This window comes from Clostridia bacterium (genome assembly GCA_034926675.1).
Classification (GTDB): domain Bacteria; phylum Bacillota; class DTU025; order DTU025; family DTU025; genus JAYFQW01.
This window is the reverse complement of the sequence record JAYFQW010000006.1, coordinates 61,883-82,767: the sequence shown is the minus strand read 5'-3', so window position 1 is coordinate 82,767 and position 20,885 is coordinate 61,883. Positions and strand designations below refer to the sequence as shown.

Sequence of the window (20,885 nt, the reverse complement as noted above, 5' to 3'; positions counted from 1 at the left end):
CCGCCTGAGCGCACCTATGTATAATTGTCACCAAGCAGCTGCAACTTCATCCGCGAGCATTCACGTCCGCAAGCACTGGGCTTGCGGTTCGTTCATAAGGAGGTGCGTTTGGTGGGCAGCACAGTGGACTTAAGCCAGGTCGTTCAGCAGATTGTGAATGGGCTGGCGCTCGGCAGCGTGTACGCCCTCGTGGCCCTAGGCTACACCATGGTCTATGGCATCATCCGATTAATCAACTTCGCCCACGGCGATGTCTTCATGCTAGGCGCCTACTACGGATTCCTGCTGATGACTCGAGCCAGAGCCCCGTTCTATGTGGCGGCTCCGCTCTCGATGATCCTCGCCGCCGTAACCGGTGTAGTCATGGAGCGATTTGCGTATCGCCCACTGAGGCGCGCGCCCAGAATTGCGGCCCTGATCACTGCGATCGGAGTGTCTCTGCTCATCCAGAACCTGGGCCTGATTCTCTTTGAGGCCAAACCCAGGCCCTATCCTCCCATCATGCCAAGGGCAGTGTACGATATCGGAGGGGTCATGATCTCCAATGCGCAGCTTGTTATGCTGGGCACGGCAGTCGCGCTCATGGTGATCTTGAGCCTAGTGGTGTATCGGACCAAGATCGGGAAGGCCATGAGGGCCGTCTCCTACGACAAAGATGCCGCGAGCCTCATGGGCATCGACGTGGACATGATCATCTCGGTGACTTTCGCCATCGGGTCCGCGCTGGCGGCCGCTGGAGGCATGCTGGTCGGTTTCTACTACAATAGGATCTCTCCGACGATGGGCAGCATGTATGGGCTCAAGGCCTTCGTTGCGGCAGTTGTGGGAGGGATCGGCGTGGTTCCAGGCGCGATGCTGGGAGGCATTATCATGGGCATCGCCGAGGTGTCGGTGGTTGCGTTCGCTTCCTCCATGCTGAAAGACGCGATTGCCTTCGCGATACTCATTGTCATTCTACTCGTGAAGCCCGCCGGCATCCTGGGCCGGGCTGCACGGGAGAAGGTCTAGGAGGAGCGGCAATGAGCGAAGTGAGTGGTTCGGACAAACGCAGGACGGCGCTGCGGCTATTCATCGGGGCAGGGGCCCTCGCTCTCGGATACCTGGGGCTTACATGGCTTTACCGGGCGGGCGTGCTATCCGACTACCATGTGCAGATCATCATCTGGATCGGGATCAATGTGATCATGGGGGCAAGCCTCAACCTGATCAACGGATTCACCGGGCAATTCTCCCTGGGGCATGCGGGATTCATGGCGATCGGAGCATACATTGCGGCATACATGACCAAGATGATGGGCCTTCCATTTCCCCTGGCCCTGCTTGCCGGTGGAATCGGCGCAGCGGTCGGCGGAGTGTTAGTCGGCGTTCCAACGCTGAGGCTGCACGGAGACTACCTGGCCATAGCCACTCTGGGTTTCGGCGAGATAATCCGTGTGGCGATAGTCAACATCGAGGCAGTTGGAGGATCCAGAGGCATGTGGGCGATTCCCGCAAACACCAGCATGGCCTGGGCGTATTGGACTGCAGCGGCTGTGGTTCTTATCATTAGGAACATGATCTGGTCGAAGCAGGGCAGGGCGTTCGTGGCGATACGCGAGGATGAGACGGCTGCGGAGGCTGTGGGCATCGACACAACCAGATACAAGATCCTCGCTTTCATCATCGGAGCATTCTTCGCAGGGGTCGCTGGGGGGCTGTACGCGCACAAGATAACCTTCATCGATCCCAGGCAGTTCGATTTCATGAAATCCATTGAATCCCTGGTCGTTATAGTCCTCGGCGGCCTTGGAAGCCTCACGGGCACAGTTGTCGCCGCAGTCATAGTGACCATGCTTCCAGAGCTTCTGCGGGGGGCTGCCGAGTATCGGATGGTCATCTACTCGCTGATGCTCATCGTGATGATGATCTACCGCCCCAAGGGGCTGATGGGAACGACTGAATTCTCCTTTGCGTCGTTGGGGCTTGGCAATGGCAAAGGACGGTCAGCGCCCAGCGGGTCCGGCGGCCAGCCGGAGCTTGAGCGTCGCCGCCCGCTGAAGCTGTCGGACGAGGTCCCTGTTTTGGAAGCCTGCGATCTGTCGCGTTCCTTCGGGGGCCTTCAGGCAGTGTCGAAGTTCAGCGTTGCCCTGCGCCATGGAGAGCTGGTGGGGTTGATCGGCCCGAACGGCGCCGGGAAAACCACGGTGTTCAACATGCTTACAGGGATGCTTGACGCTACATCCGGCGAAGTCCGCCTGATGGGAAAGACCATAACAAACAGAAAGGCATCGCACGTTGCTGCCATGGGCATGGCGCGCACGTTCCAGAACATCCGGCTGTTCAACAGCCTTTCGGTCCTGGATAATGTGAGGACGGCGTTCCATGGCGAATGTGAGTATTCCATGGCTGAGGCTGTGATTCGGGCCGGAAGATACGGCGCCCAGGAAGAGCAGATACGCGTGAAGTCGTTGGAACTCCTGAAGCTTCTGCACCTTGATGACAAGGCGGACGAAATGGCGAGTTCACTTCCGTACGGCGCGCAGCGCAGGCTTGAGATCGCTCGGGCCCTCGCCACTGGTCCCCGGGTCCTTCTTCTAGATGAGCCTGCGGCCGGGATGAACCCTCAGGAGACAAGCGAACTCTCAGAACTGATCCTGTGGATCCGCGACCGCTTTGGGCTGACTATTCTCCTGATTGAACACGACATGAGTCTGGTCATGAAGCTGTGCGAGCGGATCGTAGTCCTTGATTATGGGATCACGATTGCTGAGGGCTCTCCTGAGGAGATAAGGCGCAACCGAAGGGTCGTCGAGGCCTACCTCGGCGAGGAGGTGTGCTGATGCTGCTCTCAGTGAATGACCTTAACGTGAGCTATGGAGCGATCCACGCCATAAAGGGCGTATCGTTCGATGTGGACCGAGGGGAGATCGTGACCCTGATCGGCGCCAATGGAGCGGGCAAGAGCACCATACTGCGGACTGTGTCGGGGCTTATCCGGCCCACGTCCGGTTCGATTGCGTTCACGTCCACAAAGGCCTCGAGTAGAAATGAGTCCATGGTTAATCTGGCTGCCGTACCTGCGCACAAGATAGTTTCCCTGGGAATATCGCATGTGCCTGAAGGCAGAAGGATATTCGCCAACCTCAGCGTTCTCGATAATCTCCAGCTTGGAGCGTACGCCAGGAACGACAAGGCGGGAATCGCTGCCGACCTGGCATGGGCGTTTGAGCTGTTTCCGCGGCTCCTGGAGAGATCAGGCCAGATCGCGGGCACTCTCTCTGGAGGGGAACAGCAGATGTTGGCCACTGCCAGAGGGCTCATGTCGAGGCCGGATCTGCTCCTGCTTGATGAACCTTCTATGGGACTTGCTCCACTTCTTGTAAGAGAGATATTCGACACCATAGTCAAGATACGGGAATCCGGAGCTACAGTGCTCCTGGTGGAGCAGAACGCGAACATGGCTCTGTCGATTGCGGACCGGGCCTATGTTCTGGAGACCGGAAGGGTTATCCTCTCCGGAGCAGCACGTGAACTCGCACAGGATGAGAAGGTGCGCCAGGCCTACCTCGGGGGAAGCTAAGGGGCTGAGCAGGCGGAACAATTCCTGGCCTGGCGCGTCGCATCGCAGTGAGCGGATGGCGTCGCCGATGCCGTCCCGCATCAAGCTGCGAGGTGAGCTCTGTGAACGCGATGCTCAAGCGAGCGGCCGCCGCTGGCGCCTGTGCTTCTGCGGCGGCTGTCGTGGTTGCCTTCCTTGTGTGCCTTCCCGCATTTGCCCAGCCTTCATCCTTGGTTGGTTCCGCGGCGCCACGGGTGAGCATTGAGGGCGCCCATAGGGAGATCGTGGCAATACCATCGCCGGGAAAGGTCACTGTCGTCCTTTTCTGGAACAGCAGATACAGGCTGTCAGTGGAGGCCCTTGCTGCTCTTGGCCGCATCTGGGATGCGTGCAAGGGAAGGGGACTAGTATGCGCAGGGCTATCCGACGTCGGCGAGGACGCGTCGGTTGTAAGGCAAGCTGGGCAGCAGGCAGGCGTTTCCTTTCCGCTGGCCGGAGGAACTGCGGCATCCGATGCTGCTGTGCTGTATAGAGTCAGGGGAGTGCCGGTCCTGTTTGTGATCAACAGATCCGGGCAGATAACATATGTTCGCGAGGGATGGGACGGCGGCGCTGAATCCGATGTGAGCAGCAGAGTAATGGCGAGTCTGTGATCCTCTATTCGCGATTACGTCCTGCTGTGTTGTAGTCACTACGGATTATACCCTGCTGAATATGGGACCTTGGGCTAGGCCGTTGTTAGAAGGAGTTTCGCTCCCTGGCGCCGAATACAATCGGCAGAGGTATATTCGCCATGATTTGCTGTCCTTTCCAAATCGCTGGTTATCGGAGGGAGGGATGTGAGAACAAATCCTACGGGTTTCGGTTCCACTGCAGTGCAACCGCGGTTCAATCTCGTATCGCAAGGAGGTATAACTTGATGCTAAGAAGGATCCGCTTGTCCGTCGCCCTAGTGTTGCTGTTTGCACTCGTGTTTGGCGCGTCGAGCGTGGAGAGTGCCGCGAAATTCAAGTGGGAGGATTGGGGACCCCACGTTGACACCATCATCATGCCGATCGTGAAGGACTCTGAGGCCCGGCGCATTGCGTTCGAGCGCGGAGAGAGCATTGTATTCCCAGGCCTCACCAGGCCGGCGGACATCGACAAGCTCAAAGGCAGCTCGAACGTCGAGCTCACCCAGGTTCTCGGGTTCCATATGTTCTATGTGTGCTTCAATATGCGCAAGGCCCCCCTGGATTCCCAGGTCCTGCGTCAGGCCATTGCGTACGTAACTGATCGCGACAACATCATCCGGACCCTCTTCAAGGGTTACATGCTGCCGATGACCAGTTTCGTGCCGCAGTCGTCGAACTACTACAAGTCAGATGTCCCTACGTACCCGTACAACCCTGCCAAGGCGAAGGAGCTCCTCGACAAGGCCGGGTACAAGCTTGACGCCACAGGCAAGAACCGGATCGATCCCAAGACCGGCAAGCCGCTGCCTGAGATCAAGTTCTTTACGCCTACATACGAAGTGGCGCCCACCTCTGCCGAAATTGGCAGGATGATCGCTGAAGCCGCGCAGGCGATCGGCATCCCCATCGTTCCCGAGCCGATGGATTTTCCAGTCATGCTCGATAAGCTGGACAGGTCTGAGTTCGATATGTACGCCCTTGCATGGGGCCTCGACCGTGATCCTACCTTCCTGTACGACTTCTTCCACTCCAGCTTCGACGTTGAGGCAGGCTACAACAGGCCTGGCATCCACAACGCAGAGCTCGATAAGGCCACTGAGGCTCTGTTCTACGCAGTCGACCAGAAGGGCGCCAAGACCGCTGCCGACAAGGCTCAGGCGATTCTGGCAGAGCAGATGCCGTACGTGCCGCTATACTCGAGGCCGTACATCGATGCCTGGCGCACGGACCTAGTCACCGGCTATGTGCCGCAGCCTGGCTTCGGCGCAGCCGAGTCCTCGAACTATTGGACTCCTCTGAATATCCGCCGTGTTGACCGCACCGGCAAGCCCATTGAGGGCGGCACCATCCGCTGGCTGCTCCAAGAGGAGCCGAAGAACCTGAACCCGCTGGTCATGTCCAGCGCCTACGAGTTCGATGTATACCGGAAGATCACCGACTCGCTGATCCGGATGCATCCGGAGACCCTCGAGGATATGCCCTGGATCGCCCGCAAGTGGGATGTTGGAACTTGGAACCCTGAGCCTGGCAAGAAGGGCACCGTCATCACTTTCTACCTCAACAAGGGAGTCAAGTGGCAGGACGGAGTCGAGTTCACGGCGGAGGATGTCAAGTTCTCCATCGACTACGCTAAGGAGCAGCAGGTAGCCCGCCTTCTCTCTGCGACCCAGGATATAGTGAAGACGGAAATAGTCGACAAGTACACGGTGAAGGTGTACTTCAGCACAGAGAGCTACTGGCACCTGTACAACGCGTCTCCCATTCTCATCCCCAAGCACATATGGAAGGATGTCAAGGACTACAAGACCTTCGAGCCTTGGAAAGAGCCCCATCCAAAGGTGAAAGGACTCACGAAGCTCATCGGCCTCGGACCCTTCATGCTGAAGGACTACAGGCCAGGCGAGTACGTGACGCTCGTGAAGAACCCGAACTACTGGCACATCAAGCCAACTGCGAAGTAGCGCCGAGCTGATGTCGTGGACCGCCGCTCCGGGGCCTAGGTCCCGAGCGGCGGTTCTAGTAGCGAGGCAGAACGAGGTGAGAAGGACTTGGGTTTTCGATCATACCTGCTCAGGCGAGTATTCTACGCAGTGATTGTTCTATTCGTAATTCTCACATTCAACTTCATCCTCTTTCGTTTGATGCCCGGCGATGCAACGAAGATGATAATCGACCCGAAATTCACTCCAGAGGCAAGGGCGATGCTGCGCAAGCAGTACGGCCTTGACGATCCGCCGCTGAAGCAGTACTGGAACTACATAACCTCTTTGCTCAGGTTCGATATGGGGCTCTCATTCTCCACGCGCAGGCCTGTGCGAGAGGAGCTTGCAGAGAGGCTTCCGAACACTGCCGTGTTGTTCCTCGTCACCTTCATCTTGGACATGCTTGTCGGCATCTCTCTAGGGGTGTACGCGGCCTCTAGGCGAGATACTTTCGCTGATAGATTCGTGGTCGGCGCCGGGCTTTTCGCCCATGCGGTTCCCGGCTTCTTCATACAGCTTATGTTGCTGCTGCTATTCGGCTACTACTGGCCGATTCTGCCTATACATGGCACAATGAGCGCGCCTCCGCCAGATGGCATGTTCCTGCGGTTGCTCGACCGGATGTGGCACTTGGTGCTGCCCGCAGGGAGCCTGGTCATAATGGGCTTCGGATCGTGGGCCCTGTACACCCGCAATACGATGCTTGAGGCCTTGGGGCAGGACTATATCATTACTGCTCGGGCGAAGGGAATCCCTCCTCGGGACATCCTATACCACCATGCGCTCCGCAGTGTGCTTCCTCCGATCGTGACGATCATATTCATGTCATTGCCCGGGGCTGTCTCCGGCGCGGTGATCACTGAGAGCATATTCTCATGGTATGGCGTCGGCAAATACCTGCTCGACGCTACCCTGCAGATGGACTACCCAGCGGCGCAGGGCGCCTTCTACCTGATCGCGCTCGCCGTGATCGTCTCCAACTTCTTGTCGGATATCGCGTACGGTCTGGTCGACCCGAGGATCCGCGTGGGGGCAGGTGTTTCTAGATGACGCAGGATACGAATACCGCGGCGAAGACTGGATCGGCAGCGATTTCGACAGCGAGGCCCCCAAGGCCGGTCACCTTCTGGGAGCAGTACCGAAGGAAACCTCAGGGAATGGTCGGGCTGGCAATAGTGCTCGTGTACGTGCTCGCTGCAGTGTTTGCCCCGTACATTACCCCCTACAACCCCATGGAGGACATGTACCTGGCAGACCGGCTTGCCGCTCCTGCTTGGATTGGCAAGGTGAATCCGAAATACCAGGATTGGCCGGCGACCTCCCGCAACATAATTGCGGAGAAGGACTGGCATGTTGAGCAGGACGGGGGAGCGACCATTTCCAAGACCGAATTCGACCGAGGCGCCGGCGTGGACATCAGCATTCCTGCGCGCGCCGAAGGCGAAGGGTCCGGGGATGGCGTCGTGCTATCGTACGGGATGAAGTACGCCTATCAACCTCCCCAGACCTTCTCCGCGAAGTTCGACTACACAGTGGATGCGCCTGATGATGCTGTGACCAAGGTGAGGCTCGAGATGATCTCGCCAGACGGCACAACTCATGACCTATGGGACGCTGCCGTCAACGGCAGCCAGGGGGAGAGCCCCGCCATTGCAGACGCACGCGATTTCGATATGAAGATGCGAATGGGGCTATCTTTCTTCGACGATCCTGCCACAGTCGTGTTCTCACAGAAGGGCGACTACCTGCTTCGATTCTTGGTGTCCTCTGAGTCGCCGTCTGGGCCCGCGTCTGTCAGGATAAGCCCGGTGACGTTTGAGATCCTCGGACTGCTCCACGGAGTGCTGGGCACCGATCACATGGGATCGGACCTATGGGCGCAACTGATATACGGGACCAGGCTTGCGCTTATCATCGGACTGGCCTCTGCTTTCATATCGGTGGCGATCGGCACAACCGTGGGAATCGTGAGCGGATACGTTGGAGGCGCCCTGGACGAGTTCCTGATGAGGCTCGTGGACGTCCTGCTGTCCATTCCAGATCTTCCGATCCTGATTGTGCTGGGCGCTCTGTTCGGAAAGAGCCTTCTCAATGTAGTGATAATCGTGTCGGCATTCGCGTGGATGGGCATAGCGAGGATCATACGGTCACAGACGCTCACACTCAAGGAACGAACATTCATTGAGGCGGCGAGAGCGTCAGGCGCGTCGGGAAACTATATCATGGCCGCCCACATCCTTCCCAACGTCACTCCGCTCATCTTTGCGAACCTGGTGCTGAGGATACCGGGCGCCATCCTGACGGAGGCTGCCTTAAGCTTCCTGGGCCTTGGCGACCCTCGAGTGCCTACGTGGGGACGAATGCTGCAGAATGCCAGGCAGTTTGGGGCATTCACCGAACTGGCATGGTGGTGGCTGCTGCCTCCAGGCTTTGCGCTCACATTCCTCAGCTTGGCATTTGTCTTCATCGGCAACACAGTGAATGAGGTCCTCAATCCACGGTATAGGGAGAGATCGTAGCCATGGCCCTACTTGAAGTGAGAGACCTGAAGATGTACTACCGGACCCTCAGGGGCCATGTCAAGGCGGTCGATTCCGTCAGCTTTGATATCGAGAGGGGAAAAGCGATCGGAATCGCTGGGGAGTCTGGGTGCGGAAAATCCAGCATGGCCACAGCGCTGCTGCGGCTTCTCCCGAGCAATGCGGAGATAATCGGGGGATCTGTGACCATGGACGGCCAGGACATCCTGCACATGCCGGAGGATCAATTCCGGAAAACAGTGCGGTGGAAGAGGATGTCCATGGTGTTCCAGGGCGCGATGAACGCCCTGAATCCAGTGCACAGAGTTGGCGATCAGATCGTCGAGGCCATCGTGCAGCATGAGGATGTCAGCCGCGAGGATGCTCAGGAGCGGGCGCGGGGGCTTCTCGATCTTGTTGGGATCAACCCTAAGCGCTATGGTGAGTATCCCCACGAGTTCAGCGGCGGTATGAAGCAGCGTGCTGTCATAGCCATGGCGCTCGCGTGCCATCCGGAACTGATGATTGCGGATGAGCCCACTACCGCTCTGGATGTCATGGTTCAGGCGCAGGTGCTGAAGGCCATGGAGGAGCTCAGAGAGAAGTTCAATCTCTCCATGATGCTCATCACCCACGATCTGTCGGTGATAGCGCAAACATGCGATACCGTGGCAGTAATGTACGCCGGCAAGATAGCCGAGTACGGCGATGTGCGGGACGTGTACATCACTCCGGCTCACCCCTATGCAATAGGCCTGGTCAGGTCCTTTCCCAACATCAAGGCGGAGAGGTCTCCCGTGAGATCCCTGCCTGGATCTCCACCCAACCTGCTGAACCCACCGTCTGGGTGCAGGTTCCATCCTCGCTGCCCTCTGGCGGATGAGGAATGCACCCAGGCGGAGCCGATGCCTCGCGAGGTGGGAGCGAAGGGTCATCTTGTGGCATGTCATAAGGCAGAGCTGACCCAGAAGGGGGTGGACATATGGGCTCGGCAGTAGCGAAGGCGGGCGAGGCTCGCGCGCCCAAGACCGGAGATGTGATACTGAAGGTGCGTGATCTGGTCAAGCACTTCCCGGTTAGGATGGGCATTGGGCAGTCGCTTCGCGCCAAGGAGACTCCCGTGCTCCGCGCGGTGGACGGTGTCAGCCTTGATGTGAAGAAGGGCGAGGTCTTCGGAATTGTGGGCGAATCGGGCTGTGGCAAGACCACGCTTGCGAGGATGATACTGAGGCTTATCGAGCCAACGAGTGGTTCCGTGAACCTCGAAGGAGTCGACATACTGAAGCTGGGTTCGGTCGAGATGAAGCAGATCCGTCGGAAGATGCAGGTAATCTTCCAGGATCCGTATGAGTCGATGAACCCCCGCATGGATGTTCAGACTATCATTTCCGAACCCCTACGCCTGCAGGGAATAGCCAAATCGACTCGGGATGCCCAGGAGACAGTCATGTCCACACTCGTGGACGTGGAGATGACTCCTCCAGAGGAGTACATGGGCCGGTATCCCCATGAGTTGTCGGGAGGGCAGCGGCAGAGAATCGCCGTAGCGCGCGCCCTGGCTCTGAATCCCGATTTCATCGTAGCCGATGAGCCCGTGTCGATGCTTGACGTATCGATCAGGGGAGAGGTCCTCAATCTGATGCTCGACCTTTCACGGAAGAAAGGCGTCACCTTCGTGTACATCACCCATGACCTGGCGACCGCGAGGCACATCTGCGACAGGGTCGCAGTCATGTACCTGGGCAAGGTTGTGGAGATGGGGATGGTGGACGAGGTGATTCGGAATCCGCTGCACCCGTACACCACGGCCCTGATCGGTGCTGTGTTTGTGCCTGATCCGAGATACAAGGGCTTTGGAGAGGTACTGCAAGGCGAGGTGCCGAACCCCATCAACCCCCCGAGTGGATGCAGGTTGCACCCGCGGTGCCCTTACACCATGGATATCTGCAAAGAGAAGGAACCGGCTCTGATTGCCCATGGCGAGGGCCATGTCGTGGCATGCCATAGGGCTGAGATGAAGTAAGGCCTCCCGCGGCCGTGCCTGAGCCAAGGGGCCAGTGCGCACAGAATCGGTGCGCAAGGCATATACTTGGTCTTAGGCACGGCCGCAAGCGAGGTGTTAGCGATGCTAGAATACACGCCATGCTACACTGCACAGCATGGTCTGGGCGGGACCATTGCCGCGCTTTCCGATCACATGCAGAACCCCGGTCTCATCCTCGTCAACGTATCCAATGGCGCCATCCATGAGGCCCCCGTATCCAGCTGCACATGGGCGTCTGCCCCTGTCATATCGCCTGACGGCTCGCGCGTTGCGTTCCAAGGAGCGGACGGGCGGCTTCGGGCTTATGACGTACGTACGAGGGAGGAAAAGGCAATAGGAGATCCTCTTCCAGGTCTGGTGTCGCCGAGGTGGGCGCCGAGTGGAGAGGCGCTCATGATCGAGACTGGCGGCGCCACGAAGCTGATCGATGCAGTTACGGGTGAGGAGGCTCTTGCTTTCGAAGGGCTTCTCGCGTGCTGGCTCGGAGATGGATACCGCACCTTGTTCGTATCGAGAGGCGCCTTGACCCGGCGGGACATGGCAACTGGCGACGGCGCGACGATCAGTGCAGATCCCGGGAGAATATGGGGGCTTGCAGGCAGCTCCGATGGAGCACGCGCAGCATACATCGCGTCCGGATCTGGCTCGATAGTCCTCCGTATCCTGGATACATTCACAGGAAATGAAACCGAGATCGGAGTGTCAGTGGACATCTGGCCGTGGTCCCTGACATGGTCACCCGATGGGCGCAGGCTTGCATACTGCATTGGAGGAGAACCACAGCGATGGGGGCAGGCAGTGACAGTGGCAGTGGCGGACATAGGGCGTGACGGTGATATTGCGACCCAGGAGGCCACAATCGCTACTGATCCGCGCTATGCTGGGCTTGCATGGAGCCCCGACTCCAGGGCAGTGGCAGTGGCCGCCAGGGTCGATGGGTCGGGCCATTACGCGGTGCATGCATTCGAGCCAGGCCGCGGCCTGTGCCAGCTCACTGAAACTGGGAACTCCGTTCTGCCGGACTGGGGTCCTGATGCAGCAATGTAGGCGCCGATGGCTGCGCGAGAAATGCAAAGGGCGGTCGCAACAGAAGCGCGATCGCCCGGATTCGCAGGATCTGCAGGTCAGGGCCTGTCTGAGCAGATGGGCGTGGCCTCTACTTGCTGTCGCAGTTGCCGGTAGAGCATGAACTGCTGGCAGAGCATGAACTGCTGGCGGAGCTATCCGTGCTCGCCTGTCTCTTGTAGCTCTCAGACCGGTGATCGGTGACATAGTAGCCAGATCCATGGAAGATGATGCCCATACGTGAGTTGAAAAGCCTCTTAACTGGCGCCCCGCATTTTGGACAGCGGGCAAGGGGGCCTTCTCCCGTTCCGTGCAGGAATTCAAACTTCCCACATTTGCTGCATACATACTCGAAAATCGGCACGATCTGTCCCTCCCTCCGACGATTCTACACCCTTCCGTGCTGCAACTCAATAGTCCTGAGCTGTATCGATGATTCCTCGCCTCGTGGCTGCGGCCTGCCCGGCCTTGAAGACTAGCAGGCCGATGGCTAGAGAGGCAACGCTTCCAAGCGTGAGCAAGGCCATTAGCGATAGGTCGCGCCCGGCGTAGGCGCCGGTGAATGCGGCAGCAGTCTCTGATCCAAGCACCGACCTGCGAAGGGCCTCAAGCCAGTAGGTCAGCGGGATGAGCCTCGAGACGCGCTGCGCCCACGGCGGAAGGGTTGACACGGGGTAAAGTACGCCGCACAGAAGATACAGCACTCCTGCGACTGCCTCAGATGCAGCGCCGCCGTGGCGGGCCATGAAGAACTGCAACGAGGCTATGGCATATCCCAAGCCAGCAGCGCATAGTACGCCAAGGAGCACAGTGGATGACAGCATCGGCCAGTTAACTGAGTGAAGTGAGACTGGAAGTCCGAGCACAGTTCGGCCGAATCCCATCAATATCAGAACGGATACCGCGGAAATCGCGAGTTTGGAGAGTCCTCTTCCCAACAGGTACAGGTGGTATGGTGAACTGGAGGCGTACACATACCTGATCATCCGAAAGAACTCGCGGTCCTCGACGATCACCCAGCTCATGCCCAGGAGCATCTGCCCAACGAGGGCGAAGAAGGCATTCCCAACGTACATGTTGGAGAAGAACGCGCTTCCTATGGCTGGCCCTGCCGCCACCCTGTAGATGAACAGCAGGATCAGGGCGCCAGACAGAGGCTTAATGATAGAGTACACTGCGAACAGGAACGGATCGGTCCAGTTCGAATCCATCTGCCATCCAAGCCAGAATGCGGTCCGGACAGAAGTGATCCTATGCCTTACCTGTGCTGCCTGTACCGCTACTGCCACTTCAACGTCAGCCTCCCTTCGCGCTTCGCGAGCTTCTCCATGTAGGCGAGGGATCTGCTTGCTCCGAAGAACAGCAGCACTGTGAGGCAGGAGAGGCCAGCGATTTCCCATTTCACGGGCAGAAAACCCGTGGGCGCGGTTGAGAACGAAAGCTGTCTGATGGCGTCGAGGCCGAGGGTGAGCGGGATGATCGATCCGGCCAGCGCAGCCCAGAATCCAAGCGCCTTTACGGGGAAGTACAGGCCACTGATCAGATACACCGGCTCCTGCATGAGATTCGCCATGTGCCATGCGTCGCGTCCATACATTAGGAAGACGGAGCTGAGCATCATGCCGAGCCCATACAGCGCCACGACGGTCAGAATGAACGCAAGAACGGCCAGCGGAAAGCTGGAGAATGTAAACCGCACTCCGAACACAAGCATTCCGAACAGAATGACCGCCACCGCGCGGGTGGTGGAGGTGACCATGCCTCCGAATGCCATTCCCAGCAGTATGGCCATTCTGGAAGTGGGCGCCACGAAGAACAGCTCCAGGTTGCCGTTCTGCTTCTCCCAGTAGAACTGACTTGCCATCGACCAGATCACATTCATCCAGTAAGCGGTCATCGCGCCGCCTAAGATCGCGAACCCCATGAACTCCCGGCTTGCGTTCATTGCTTTGTATATGTAGGCGTAGGAGGCGACCCCAAGCATCGGGAAGATGACATCGAACAGGATCCATGAGGGTTCACGGTTCACTCCCACGATCCTTACGTAAGCTCGGCCCCATATGGCCATGAGGTTAGCCCTGAGCATGCTCATTATCTGCCAACCTCCTGCCTACGAGCTCGATGAACACATCCTCAAGGGACGGCTCGTCCTTGGCAAGCGAGATTATGGTTGATCCGGCATCCTCAATCACGTGAACAGCCTGAGATAGCGCAGAGTCATCCTCGATCATGAGGGTGAATTCAGCGCTATCGCTCTCCGGCTTGAGGTTTCCAGCGCACCTGAGAACTCCCGGAGCATCCTGGAGAGCTGGGGCGATATCACGCGCCGGGGACGTGACTATCCTTAGCACCGAGTTCCTGCCAATGCGCCTCTTGAGGTTGTCGGGAGTATCGCAGGCGAGAATTCTGCCGGAGTCGATGATTGCTATCCTATCGCACAGCTCATCAGCCTCGGCCATGTAGTGCGTTGTGAGCAGCACTGTTCTTCCTCCCTCGCCTCCGACCCATTCCTTTACGAATCCCCGGATGCTTCGCGACGCTGTCACATCCAGCCCCAGTGTGGGTTCATCAAGGAAGAGAATCCTCGGATGGTTTATGAACCCCCGAATGAAGTTCATCTTCTGCCTCATACCGGTGGACAGCTTATTGATCTTCGTATTTCGCTCTTCCCAGAAATCGAGGCGATGGAGCAGTTCATCGATCCACGGGAGTGCGGATTGGGTGGGTATTCCATAGAACTGCGAGAACATCCAAAGATTCTCACGGACTGTGAGCAGTCCGTACCCTGAGTTCTCACCTCCGGAGACCATATTCATGATCCTTCGGATCGCGTTAGGATCCTCCATTACGTCGACCCCGCCCACAAAGGCACGTCCAGATGAAGGGGCAAGCAGAGTAGAAAGGATCTTGATGAGAGTGGTTTTCCCGGCGCCATTCGGCCCCAGGAGGCCGAATAGCTCACCACTGCGGATCGTCAGGCTCACTCCATCCAAGGCCACGAAGTCGGATCCGTTCCGATTCCTCTGGCTCTTGCCTCGGTACGTTCGCCGGAGATTCTCAGTGACAACGGAATCTGATGATTGCCCTGACAATACCCCACCTCCCAGAATAGGCTGCAAACAACTATGGTACAGGAAAGACCCTCTCGAGTCAACAGACGGCGCCGCTTGACATAGACAGAGTCATGTTAACCTGCCAATTGGGAATTGTAGTGCAATGAAGAGGACCGCCCCGGGGCCCTCCAAGCCCGGGGCGGCAATTTCTCAGCATGGCGTGTGTTAGGTCATATGAGGATGCCCTGGCCCGTCTTCCAGCTAGGGCGCCATGCTGCCGTATTTTCGCGTTACTTGAAGAAAACGTGCTCGCCGATTACCCTTGTGATGGTGCGCGAACGCACCCAGTAGTTCGAAGTCTTCGTCGGGTTATAGAACCCAAGTGCTCCATACGACGGATCCGACCCGTTCATCGCATCTCGAACTGCCCTCTGCGCCGATGCCGACGGCGTGTTGCGAATGCGGCCATCAAGCACAGGGCTGTACTGGTAGTACCTGCCGTCAACCACCTGAAACACGACTCCAGATACAGACGCGGGATACTGCCCACTGCGAGTCCTGTTGAGCACTGTGGCAGCCACGGCTACTTGCCCTTCGTATGGCTCTCCTCCTGCTTCTGCAGTGACGAGCTGTGCCAGCAGGTATGTGTCGGATGCGCTGTAGCGATCATTGCTCGGCTGACTTGGAACGGTCGGAGACGACGGAGGCCGCGATGCTGACTGGGATGGGATCCTCAATACCTGCCCTGGGTAGATCCAATCGCCTGCGAGGCCGCTAGCCGCGCGGATCGCATCAATGCTTACACCGTGCCGCTGCGAGATAAGGTAAAGAGAGTCTCCCTCTCGAACCACATAGGTGGTTGAAGATTGGGAGGGCGGAACGGAAGGACCGGTGGAGCCGGTCGGCGGTTGGGTCTGCCCTGGGGAAGCATTTGGAATATACAGTGCCTGACCGGGGTAGATCCAGTCGCCAGCTAGCCCATTTGCTGAGCGGATGCTGTTTGATGTTGTGCCGAACCGGCGCGCGATGAGGAACAAGGAGTCGCCCTCCCTGACCGTGTAGGCGGCAGCGGCTGACGCCGCGCTTGCGGCTGTGGCGATGACTACTGCCATGGCCATTGAGATGATGAGGGCGCATCTGATGCTGTGATTTCTGGATCTCAATACCTGCAACTCCTTTCTCTGATAGGCCTGGTTCGGAAGGGGTGGGCTTCCTCTTGTTTGGCCTATTCGCCAGAGAGATGCAGGATTCCCTTTGGAAAGTGGAGGGAGCAATGGATGGAGCTGCACCATTGCCCGGTTTGGCGCTATTCTTGGGAGTGCTTCTGACACTGCTGCGGCCGACACTGGCACTGCCACGGGCGCCACGTCTGCCACGGCTTGACACGGAGTCTGCGTCCTGAGATATTTGGTGTGATATTCTCCGGGTCGTCATCTTCCGGAAGGCGGTGTAGCCATTGTCTTACAGGTCCCCATCTGAGATCGGTCAGGCAGTTGTGAACTCGGGAATCACCAAAGCTACGACCGATCTCACAACTCTCTCCATGCTAGGCTTCCTGGCCGGCGGCTTCATAGCCATAGCTGCTATCACATCGAATACTGTGGCGAATGGGCTAGGCTCATGGGCCGGACCAGGGGCAGTCCGGCTCCTGTCAGGCTTGGCGTTCTCCATCGGGATCGTCATGGTCATTATCGGTGGAGCGGAGCTGTTCACCGGAAACTCACTCATGATTGCCGCCCTGCTTGATCGGCGGATACGAGCAGGCGCCTTGCTGCGAAATTGGATCATCGTGTACCTGGCTAACCTTGCGGGCGCGGTTTTCGTTGCGTGGCTTTACTATGGAACAGGCCTGTGGCGTACGGCAGACGGTGAACTGTCGCGTGCGCTAATCGAGACAGCCCACAAGAAAGCGTCGCTAGATATCTGGCAGGCGTTCTTCCGCGGCGTGCTATGCAACTGGCTCGTGTGCATGGGAATATGGATGTCCTACGCAGCCGATGATGTCACTGGACGCATCGTTCCCACCGCGATGGCGGTGTCGGCCTTCGTGATGTGTGGGGCAGAGCACTCCATCGCCAACATGTTCTACATGCCCATGGGGTTCATGCTTGACTCAACTCCGGCGGCGCAGGCCGTGTCCGGCATGGCCAGGAACATCGTACCGGTCACGTTGGGAAACATAACTGGGGGTGGGCTGCTTGTGGCGGTTGCCTACTGGATCGCCTACATCCGGCGTAAGTCACCAGCTCACGACGGGGTCCGGGCGTAGTGCAGCGCCCGACCGCACTGGGCCGGGCGTTGTCTCTGGATGGTCGATACATCCGGTTAGCGGATGCCGCGCCAGCTCAGGAGGTAACTAGGCTTACGATCTCGGCAGATTGAGGTTGGTGTGAGACCCAAAGCCTGAGGCAGCGCCTCCAGTGTAGCCTGTTGAACTCTGGGGCCCAAGCGCCTGCGAGAAACTGGCTTGCGCACCGGCGACGGTCTGGCCGATCAAGCTCTGCTCAGCGGCGGCGATCATCTGCTTCACCATCTGGCCGCCGATCCTGCCCGCTTCCCGGGCGGGGATGTCTCCGAGATACCCGCCGGTTGTGTTATAGTCGACGCCTACTTGGCTGGCTATCTCGTATTTCATCTGGTTCAGGGCCTGGCGTGCCTGCGGGTTCATAATCCTATTGCTCCGTCTTGGCATCTAGGTATCCTCCTTTCTCGCATGAACTGCGGTTGCATTCGTAGTTTGGCCGCTGCAGGCCGGCGCATGCTAGCAGATTACGTCACAGAAGGAATGCGCGGGCGTACACAGGAAAACCGGACTGAGGTGAATCGGAAATGGTCAGGACAGCGTCGGACGAGAGTCAGGGAGGCATAAGAACTCGGGGAAACACCGAGAAGCTGAAATGGAAGCCTTCCACCGTTCTCTCGCCGGTTCCAGTCGTGATGCTCACCTGCAAAGATCAGGATGTGAAACCAAATATAATCACTGTGGCTTGGGTGGGGACAGTGTGCAGCGACCCGCCGATGCTCTCTGTGTCGGTAAGGCCTGAGAGACACTCTCACGCTCTGATTGCGTCCTCCGGCGAGTTCGTGGTGAACGTGCCCACACGGGAGCTGACATGGGCAACCGATTACTGCGGAGTTGCCTCAGGGCGCGACGTTGACAAGTTCGAGCGAACTGGCCTCACCCCGGGAAAGGCCGAGGCAGTGGGACCTCCCATCATCGAGGAGTGCCCACTCAACATCGAATGCGTGGTGACTCAGTCAATCGGCTTGGGTTCACACACGATGTTCATAGCAAGGGTCGTTTCGGTTCAGGTGTCGGCGGAGCTTGTGGCAGATGATGGCCGACTTGCCCTGGAGCGCGCCGGCCTCATCACATACGCGCATGGCCACTACCACTCCGTTGGCGTGCAGCTTGGGCATTTCGGGTTTTCCGTGCGGAGGAAACCGAGCGAACGGCGCGTAAGGCGATAGTGTGCCCCGACAGAAGCAAGTATCGCCCTGCACGGCGCCGCATCAAGATCGGTGAGGCGCAGGGGAAGAGCGATAAGGTTGTAGATGCCGGGTTCCACGTGACTCAGATCCACGTACTCCAGGATCACGATCCCAGCTCCTAGCAGCGCCCTGTGAACGGCGCCGGATCCATCGGGCGCCTCAATCGACATCCCCTCCGTGCCGATCAGGCGCACTCCGTGTTTTACAAGATAGAGCGCAGCATCAGTGTCTATCCACGCTCCGGAGCGGTGTGCCACGGAACGTGTTCTGAGGAGCAGCCGCTTTAGGTGGCCATTGCCAAGTGCGGCCGAAAGCGCGGCGCGGTTGACCAGCCCGCGCTCATCGCCGACCGCGCACACCAGAGCCTTCCCCACCATGGCTTGGAGTGGAGCATGGTCGATACCTGCGCCGCCTTCTAGGAAGTGGGAGGGCGCGTCCATGTGAGTTCCAGAGTGCGTGCCCATCTCGATCTGAGTGACCCTCGCTCCGTCGGCTGGGATGGAACGGAAGGGCAGTGCGCGCACTGCCGGGTCTCCTGGCCATATCGGCGTGTTTGGATCAAGCGGGCGGGTTATGTCGATGAGACTCTCGAACATGTCGCTGCCTCCAATTAGTGTTGCGTGGTTGACGCGGTCCGGCGGGAACAGACCGATCAGCTAAGGGCGCCCCGCCACTCGGGATCATCGAGGGCTGGGATGACGGCTGGAACATCGTGGACAAACCTGCCTGCCTTGATCTGATCCACCGCTGTCCGAACAGCTCCGAGTTTGGCAGGGTGGGTAATGAACACCACATCGACTGGCCTCTTCCTGCCTTTCTGGATCACCGATTGCAGGCTTACGCCTAGTGTTGCGAATACGCCCGCAATGGAGGCAAGAACTCCAGGGGAATCGTCGACCACTGTGCGGATGTAGAAACTGGATTCGAGTTCGTCATTGGGGTACACTGGCGCCGGACTGCCTGCCGACCGCCATGTGCGAGGACCCCGGGAGTGCACGATTCCCTCGGCAATCTCCACGATATCCCCAACCACTGCGCTGGCGGTGGGAAGATCGCCCGCGCCACGCCCTGAGAACATGAGATCGCCTGATGCGTTGCCCCTAACCATTACCGCATTGTAAGCCCCGGCAACAGACGCCAGAGGATGGGCCTCATGCACAAGAGTGGGCCGCACCCATAGCTCAAGGCCGCTGCAACGCCTCCTTGCGCAGGCCACCATCTTGACCACATATCCGAGGTCCCGGGCGTACCCGATGTCCAATGCGTGGATGCGAGATATGCCTTCACGGGAGACCATCTCCGGGGCGACCTGCGCGGAGAATCCCACCGAGGCCAGAATGGCTGTCTTGTAGGCCGCGTCGTAGCCCTCAATGTCATCGCTCGGGTTGGCCTCGGCGTAGCCGAGTCGCTGAGCTTCGCAGAGCGCATCGCCGAACTCCGTGTGATTCTCGGTCATCTGAGTGAGAATGAAGTTGGTAGTGCCGTTCACTATGCCCAAAATGCTCTCCACCCTGTTCGCTGCCAGGGAATCGACGATGGAGCGAATGATCGGTATTCCGCCGGCCACACTGCCCTCGAACCTTACATCTACTCCCGAAGAGGCTGCGGCCTGGAATATTCTGTCGCCATACTTCGCAATCGCCTCCTTATTGGCTGTGACGACATGATGCCCATTTCCGATGGCCTGCAGTGTGTACTCAAGTGCAGGATGCGAATTTCCGATAAGTTCCACGACGATATCGATATCTGGATCCGACAGGATATCACTGGCATCACATGTTATAATGGACCTATCGAACCTGAGCGGCCTTGGCTTTGTGGGATCTTTCACCAGTATCCTGGAGATGCGCACTGGGCGCCCCACTCTTGCGCCGATTTCTGCTGCGTTTTCGGCCAGGACCCTGTAAACCCCGGCGCCGACTGTTCCAAAACCTAGCATTCCAACGTTTATCGTGTTCCGCGTCGCGTCCACCGCCCTTGCTCATTTGAATGTCGTGTATTCTCCCATCTCTGCGGAATACCTTCACACGGGCGGCAATGGTGCACTGCGGTTCCTTGCGATATTGTAGGCATGTCTTGTCATCGATATCTGGCTGCACTATAGTTAAGTAAGAAGTTGCACCCATCTTGGAGGGAAGGAACTTGCAGGTTCTGTTCGTTGTACTGAATGATACGACCTTCCTCGATGACCTCTTTTCGGCCTTCCTCAGGGCCGGGATAACCGGTGCCACCTGCATAGAAAGTGTAGGCATGGGGCGCACCATTTCCGAGATAGGGAACTCATCCATACCAATCTTCGCAGCCCTGCGCCATCATCTAAACGAAAGCCGACCGTTCAACCGGACCATTTTCGCTCTCCTTCCCGACGACAAGGTTGATGAGGCTATCGGCGCTGTGGAGAGCGTCGTGGGTGACCTGACCCGCCCAGGCGCTGGGCTCTTGTTCACTGTGCCAGTAGGGAGAGCGGTGGGGTTCCCCAAACGCCACTCTGGCAACGTTGACCCGGATCAATAACGAC

The 20,885-nt window shown here is 58.3% G+C and carries 21 protein-coding genes; 13 read left to right on the top strand and 8 right to left on the bottom strand.

The window, feature by feature from the left end:
- Nucleotides 1-111 precede the first annotated feature (111 nt).
- The 10 genes from VB144_02695 to VB144_02650 all read left to right on the top strand — a co-directional run bounded on the left by VB144_02695 (nt 112) and on the right by VB144_02650 (nt 11,804).
- Nucleotides 112-1,008, top strand: coding sequence for a branched-chain amino acid ABC transporter permease (locus VB144_02695; protein MEA4882565.1), 897 nt, complete (start codon nt 112-114; stop codon nt 1,006-1,008).
- A gap of 11 nt (nt 1,009-1,019) precedes the next feature.
- Entirely contained in the window at nt 1,020-2,819 is a 1,800-nt protein-coding gene (locus tag VB144_02690; GenBank protein ID MEA4882564.1) for a branched-chain amino acid ABC transporter ATP-binding protein/permease, read from the top strand.
- Nucleotides 2,819-3,559, top strand: coding sequence for an ABC transporter ATP-binding protein (locus VB144_02685; GenBank protein ID MEA4882563.1), 741 nt, complete (start codon nt 2,819-2,821; stop codon nt 3,557-3,559). The genes VB144_02690 and VB144_02685 overlap by 1 nt, the downstream gene beginning before the upstream one ends.
- A 101-nt stretch (nt 3,560-3,660) precedes the next feature.
- Nucleotides 3,661-4,191, top strand: coding sequence for a hypothetical protein (locus VB144_02680; GenBank protein MEA4882562.1), 531 nt, complete (start codon nt 3,661-3,663; stop codon nt 4,189-4,191).
- A gap of 266 nt (nt 4,192-4,457) precedes the next feature.
- Nucleotides 4,458-6,173: an ABC transporter substrate-binding protein gene (locus VB144_02675; GenBank protein ID MEA4882561.1), complete on the top strand. Its 1,716-nt coding sequence runs from the start codon at nt 4,458-4,460 to the stop codon at nt 6,171-6,173.
- Between the two features lie 87 nt (nt 6,174-6,260).
- Nucleotides 6,261-7,244 carry an ABC transporter permease gene (locus VB144_02670; GenBank protein ID MEA4882560.1) on the top strand — a complete coding sequence of 328 codons (984 nt, stop codon included), beginning with the start codon at nt 6,261-6,263 and terminating at the stop codon, nt 7,242-7,244.
- On the top strand, nt 7,241-8,713 hold the full coding sequence (locus VB144_02665; protein MEA4882559.1) for an ABC transporter permease: 1,473 nt from the start codon (nt 7,241-7,243) through the stop codon (nt 8,711-8,713). The genes VB144_02670 and VB144_02665 overlap by 4 nt, the downstream gene beginning before the upstream one ends.
- 2 nt (nt 8,714-8,715) lie before the next feature.
- Complete coding sequence (locus VB144_02660; protein MEA4882558.1) at nt 8,716-9,711, top strand: ABC transporter ATP-binding protein; 996 nt, start codon at nt 8,716-8,718, stop codon at nt 9,709-9,711.
- Nucleotides 9,696-10,736, top strand: a complete 1,041-nt coding sequence (locus tag VB144_02655; protein MEA4882557.1) for an ABC transporter ATP-binding protein — start codon at nt 9,696-9,698, stop codon at nt 10,734-10,736. Before VB144_02660 ends, VB144_02655 begins: the two co-directional genes overlap by 16 nt.
- Nucleotides 10,737-10,838: 102 nt before the next feature.
- Nucleotides 10,839-11,804, top strand: a complete 966-nt coding sequence (locus tag VB144_02650; GenBank protein ID MEA4882556.1) for a hypothetical protein — start codon at nt 10,839-10,841, stop codon at nt 11,802-11,804.
- A gap of 109 nt (nt 11,805-11,913) precedes the next feature.
- Here VB144_02650 and VB144_02645 read toward each other — a convergent pair whose 3' ends face one another.
- The 5 genes from VB144_02645 to VB144_02625 form a co-directional block, all read right to left on the bottom strand.
- The gene (locus VB144_02645) at nt 11,914-12,186 is read right to left on the bottom strand and encodes an FmdB family zinc ribbon protein (protein MEA4882555.1); all 273 of its coding nucleotides are present in this window, start codon (nt 12,184-12,186) and stop codon (nt 11,914-11,916) included.
- Nucleotides 12,187-12,232: 46 nt separating this feature from the next.
- Complete coding sequence (locus tag VB144_02640; protein MEA4882554.1) at nt 12,233-13,111, bottom strand: ABC transporter permease; 879 nt, start codon at nt 13,109-13,111, stop codon at nt 12,233-12,235.
- Entirely contained in the window at nt 13,102-13,914 is an 813-nt protein-coding gene (locus VB144_02635; protein ID MEA4882553.1) for an ABC transporter permease, read from the bottom strand. The genes VB144_02640 and VB144_02635 overlap by 10 nt, the downstream gene beginning before the upstream one ends.
- A complete protein-coding gene (locus VB144_02630; protein MEA4882552.1) occupies nt 13,895-14,914 on the bottom strand; it encodes an ABC transporter ATP-binding protein in 1,020 nt (339 codons plus the stop codon). Before VB144_02630 ends, VB144_02635 begins: the two co-directional genes overlap by 20 nt.
- 251 nt (nt 14,915-15,165) lie before the next feature.
- Complete coding sequence (locus VB144_02625) at nt 15,166-16,038, bottom strand: LysM peptidoglycan-binding domain-containing protein (GenBank protein MEA4882551.1); 873 nt, start codon at nt 16,036-16,038, stop codon at nt 15,166-15,168.
- Between the two features lie 293 nt (nt 16,039-16,331).
- Here VB144_02625 and VB144_02620 point away from each other — a divergent pair, with 293 nt between their 5' ends.
- Nucleotides 16,332-17,144 (top strand): formate/nitrite transporter family protein, encoded by an 813-nt coding sequence (locus VB144_02620; GenBank protein ID MEA4882550.1) that lies wholly within the window; start codon nt 16,332-16,334, stop codon nt 17,142-17,144.
- 93 nt (nt 17,145-17,237) lie between these two features.
- Here the strand turns inward: VB144_02620 and VB144_02615 are convergent, their stop codons facing one another.
- Nucleotides 17,238-17,567: an alpha/beta-type small acid-soluble spore protein gene (locus tag VB144_02615; protein ID MEA4882549.1), complete on the bottom strand. Its 330-nt coding sequence runs from the start codon at nt 17,565-17,567 to the stop codon at nt 17,238-17,240.
- 137 nt (nt 17,568-17,704) lie between these two features.
- Here VB144_02615 and VB144_02610 point away from each other — a divergent pair, with 137 nt between their 5' ends.
- Nucleotides 17,705-18,346, top strand: coding sequence for a flavin reductase family protein (locus VB144_02610; protein ID MEA4882548.1), 642 nt, complete (start codon nt 17,705-17,707; stop codon nt 18,344-18,346).
- On the opposite strand, the gene VB144_02605 is transcribed toward VB144_02610, so the two are convergent.
- Nucleotides 18,265-18,963, bottom strand: a complete 699-nt coding sequence (locus VB144_02605; GenBank protein MEA4882547.1) for a cyclase family protein — start codon at nt 18,961-18,963, stop codon at nt 18,265-18,267. The two genes, VB144_02610 and VB144_02605, sit on opposite strands and share 82 nt — an antisense overlap.
- Before the next feature lie 56 nt (nt 18,964-19,019).
- A complete protein-coding gene (locus VB144_02600; GenBank protein MEA4882546.1) occupies nt 19,020-20,339 on the bottom strand; it encodes a homoserine dehydrogenase in 1,320 nt (439 codons plus the stop codon).
- A 170-nt stretch (nt 20,340-20,509) separates the two neighbouring features.
- Between VB144_02600 and VB144_02595 the strand changes: the two genes are divergently transcribed.
- The gene (locus tag VB144_02595) at nt 20,510-20,881 is read left to right on the top strand and encodes a hypothetical protein (GenBank protein MEA4882545.1); all 372 of its coding nucleotides are present in this window, start codon (nt 20,510-20,512) and stop codon (nt 20,879-20,881) included.
- Nucleotides 20,882-20,885 lie beyond the last annotated feature (4 nt).

Excerpts from the sequence above, each read along its gene's own strand:
- VB144_02690 (MEA4882564.1), top strand. The coding sequence starts at position 1,020 with ATGAGCGAAGTGAGTGGTTCGGACAAACGCAGGACGGCGCTGCGGCTA.
- VB144_02685 (MEA4882563.1), top strand. The coding sequence starts at position 2,819 with ATGCTGCTCTCAGTGAATGACCTTAACGTGAGCTATGGAGCGATCCAC.
- VB144_02675 (MEA4882561.1), top strand. The coding sequence starts at position 4,458 with ATGCTAAGAAGGATCCGCTTGTCCGTCGCCCTAGTGTTGCTGTTTGCA.
- VB144_02665 (MEA4882559.1), top strand. The coding sequence starts at position 7,241 with ATGACGCAGGATACGAATACCGCGGCGAAGACTGGATCGGCAGCGATT.
- VB144_02660 (MEA4882558.1), top strand. The coding sequence starts at position 8,716 with ATGGCCCTACTTGAAGTGAGAGACCTGAAGATGTACTACCGGACCCTC.
- VB144_02655 (MEA4882557.1), top strand. The coding sequence starts at position 9,696 with ATGGGCTCGGCAGTAGCGAAGGCGGGCGAGGCTCGCGCGCCCAAGACC.
- VB144_02650 (MEA4882556.1), top strand. The coding sequence starts at position 10,839 with ATGCTAGAATACACGCCATGCTACACTGCACAGCATGGTCTGGGCGGG.
- VB144_02635 (MEA4882553.1), bottom strand. The coding sequence starts at position 13,914 with ATGAGCATGCTCAGGGCTAACCTCATGGCCATATGGGGCCGAGCTTAC.
- VB144_02615 (MEA4882549.1), bottom strand. The coding sequence starts at position 17,567 with ATGCCAAGACGGAGCAATAGGATTATGAACCCGCAGGCACGCCAGGCC.
- VB144_02610 (MEA4882548.1), top strand. The coding sequence starts at position 17,705 with ATGGTCAGGACAGCGTCGGACGAGAGTCAGGGAGGCATAAGAACTCGG.
- VB144_02605 (MEA4882547.1), bottom strand. The coding sequence starts at position 18,963 with ATGTTCGAGAGTCTCATCGACATAACCCGCCCGCTTGATCCAAACACG.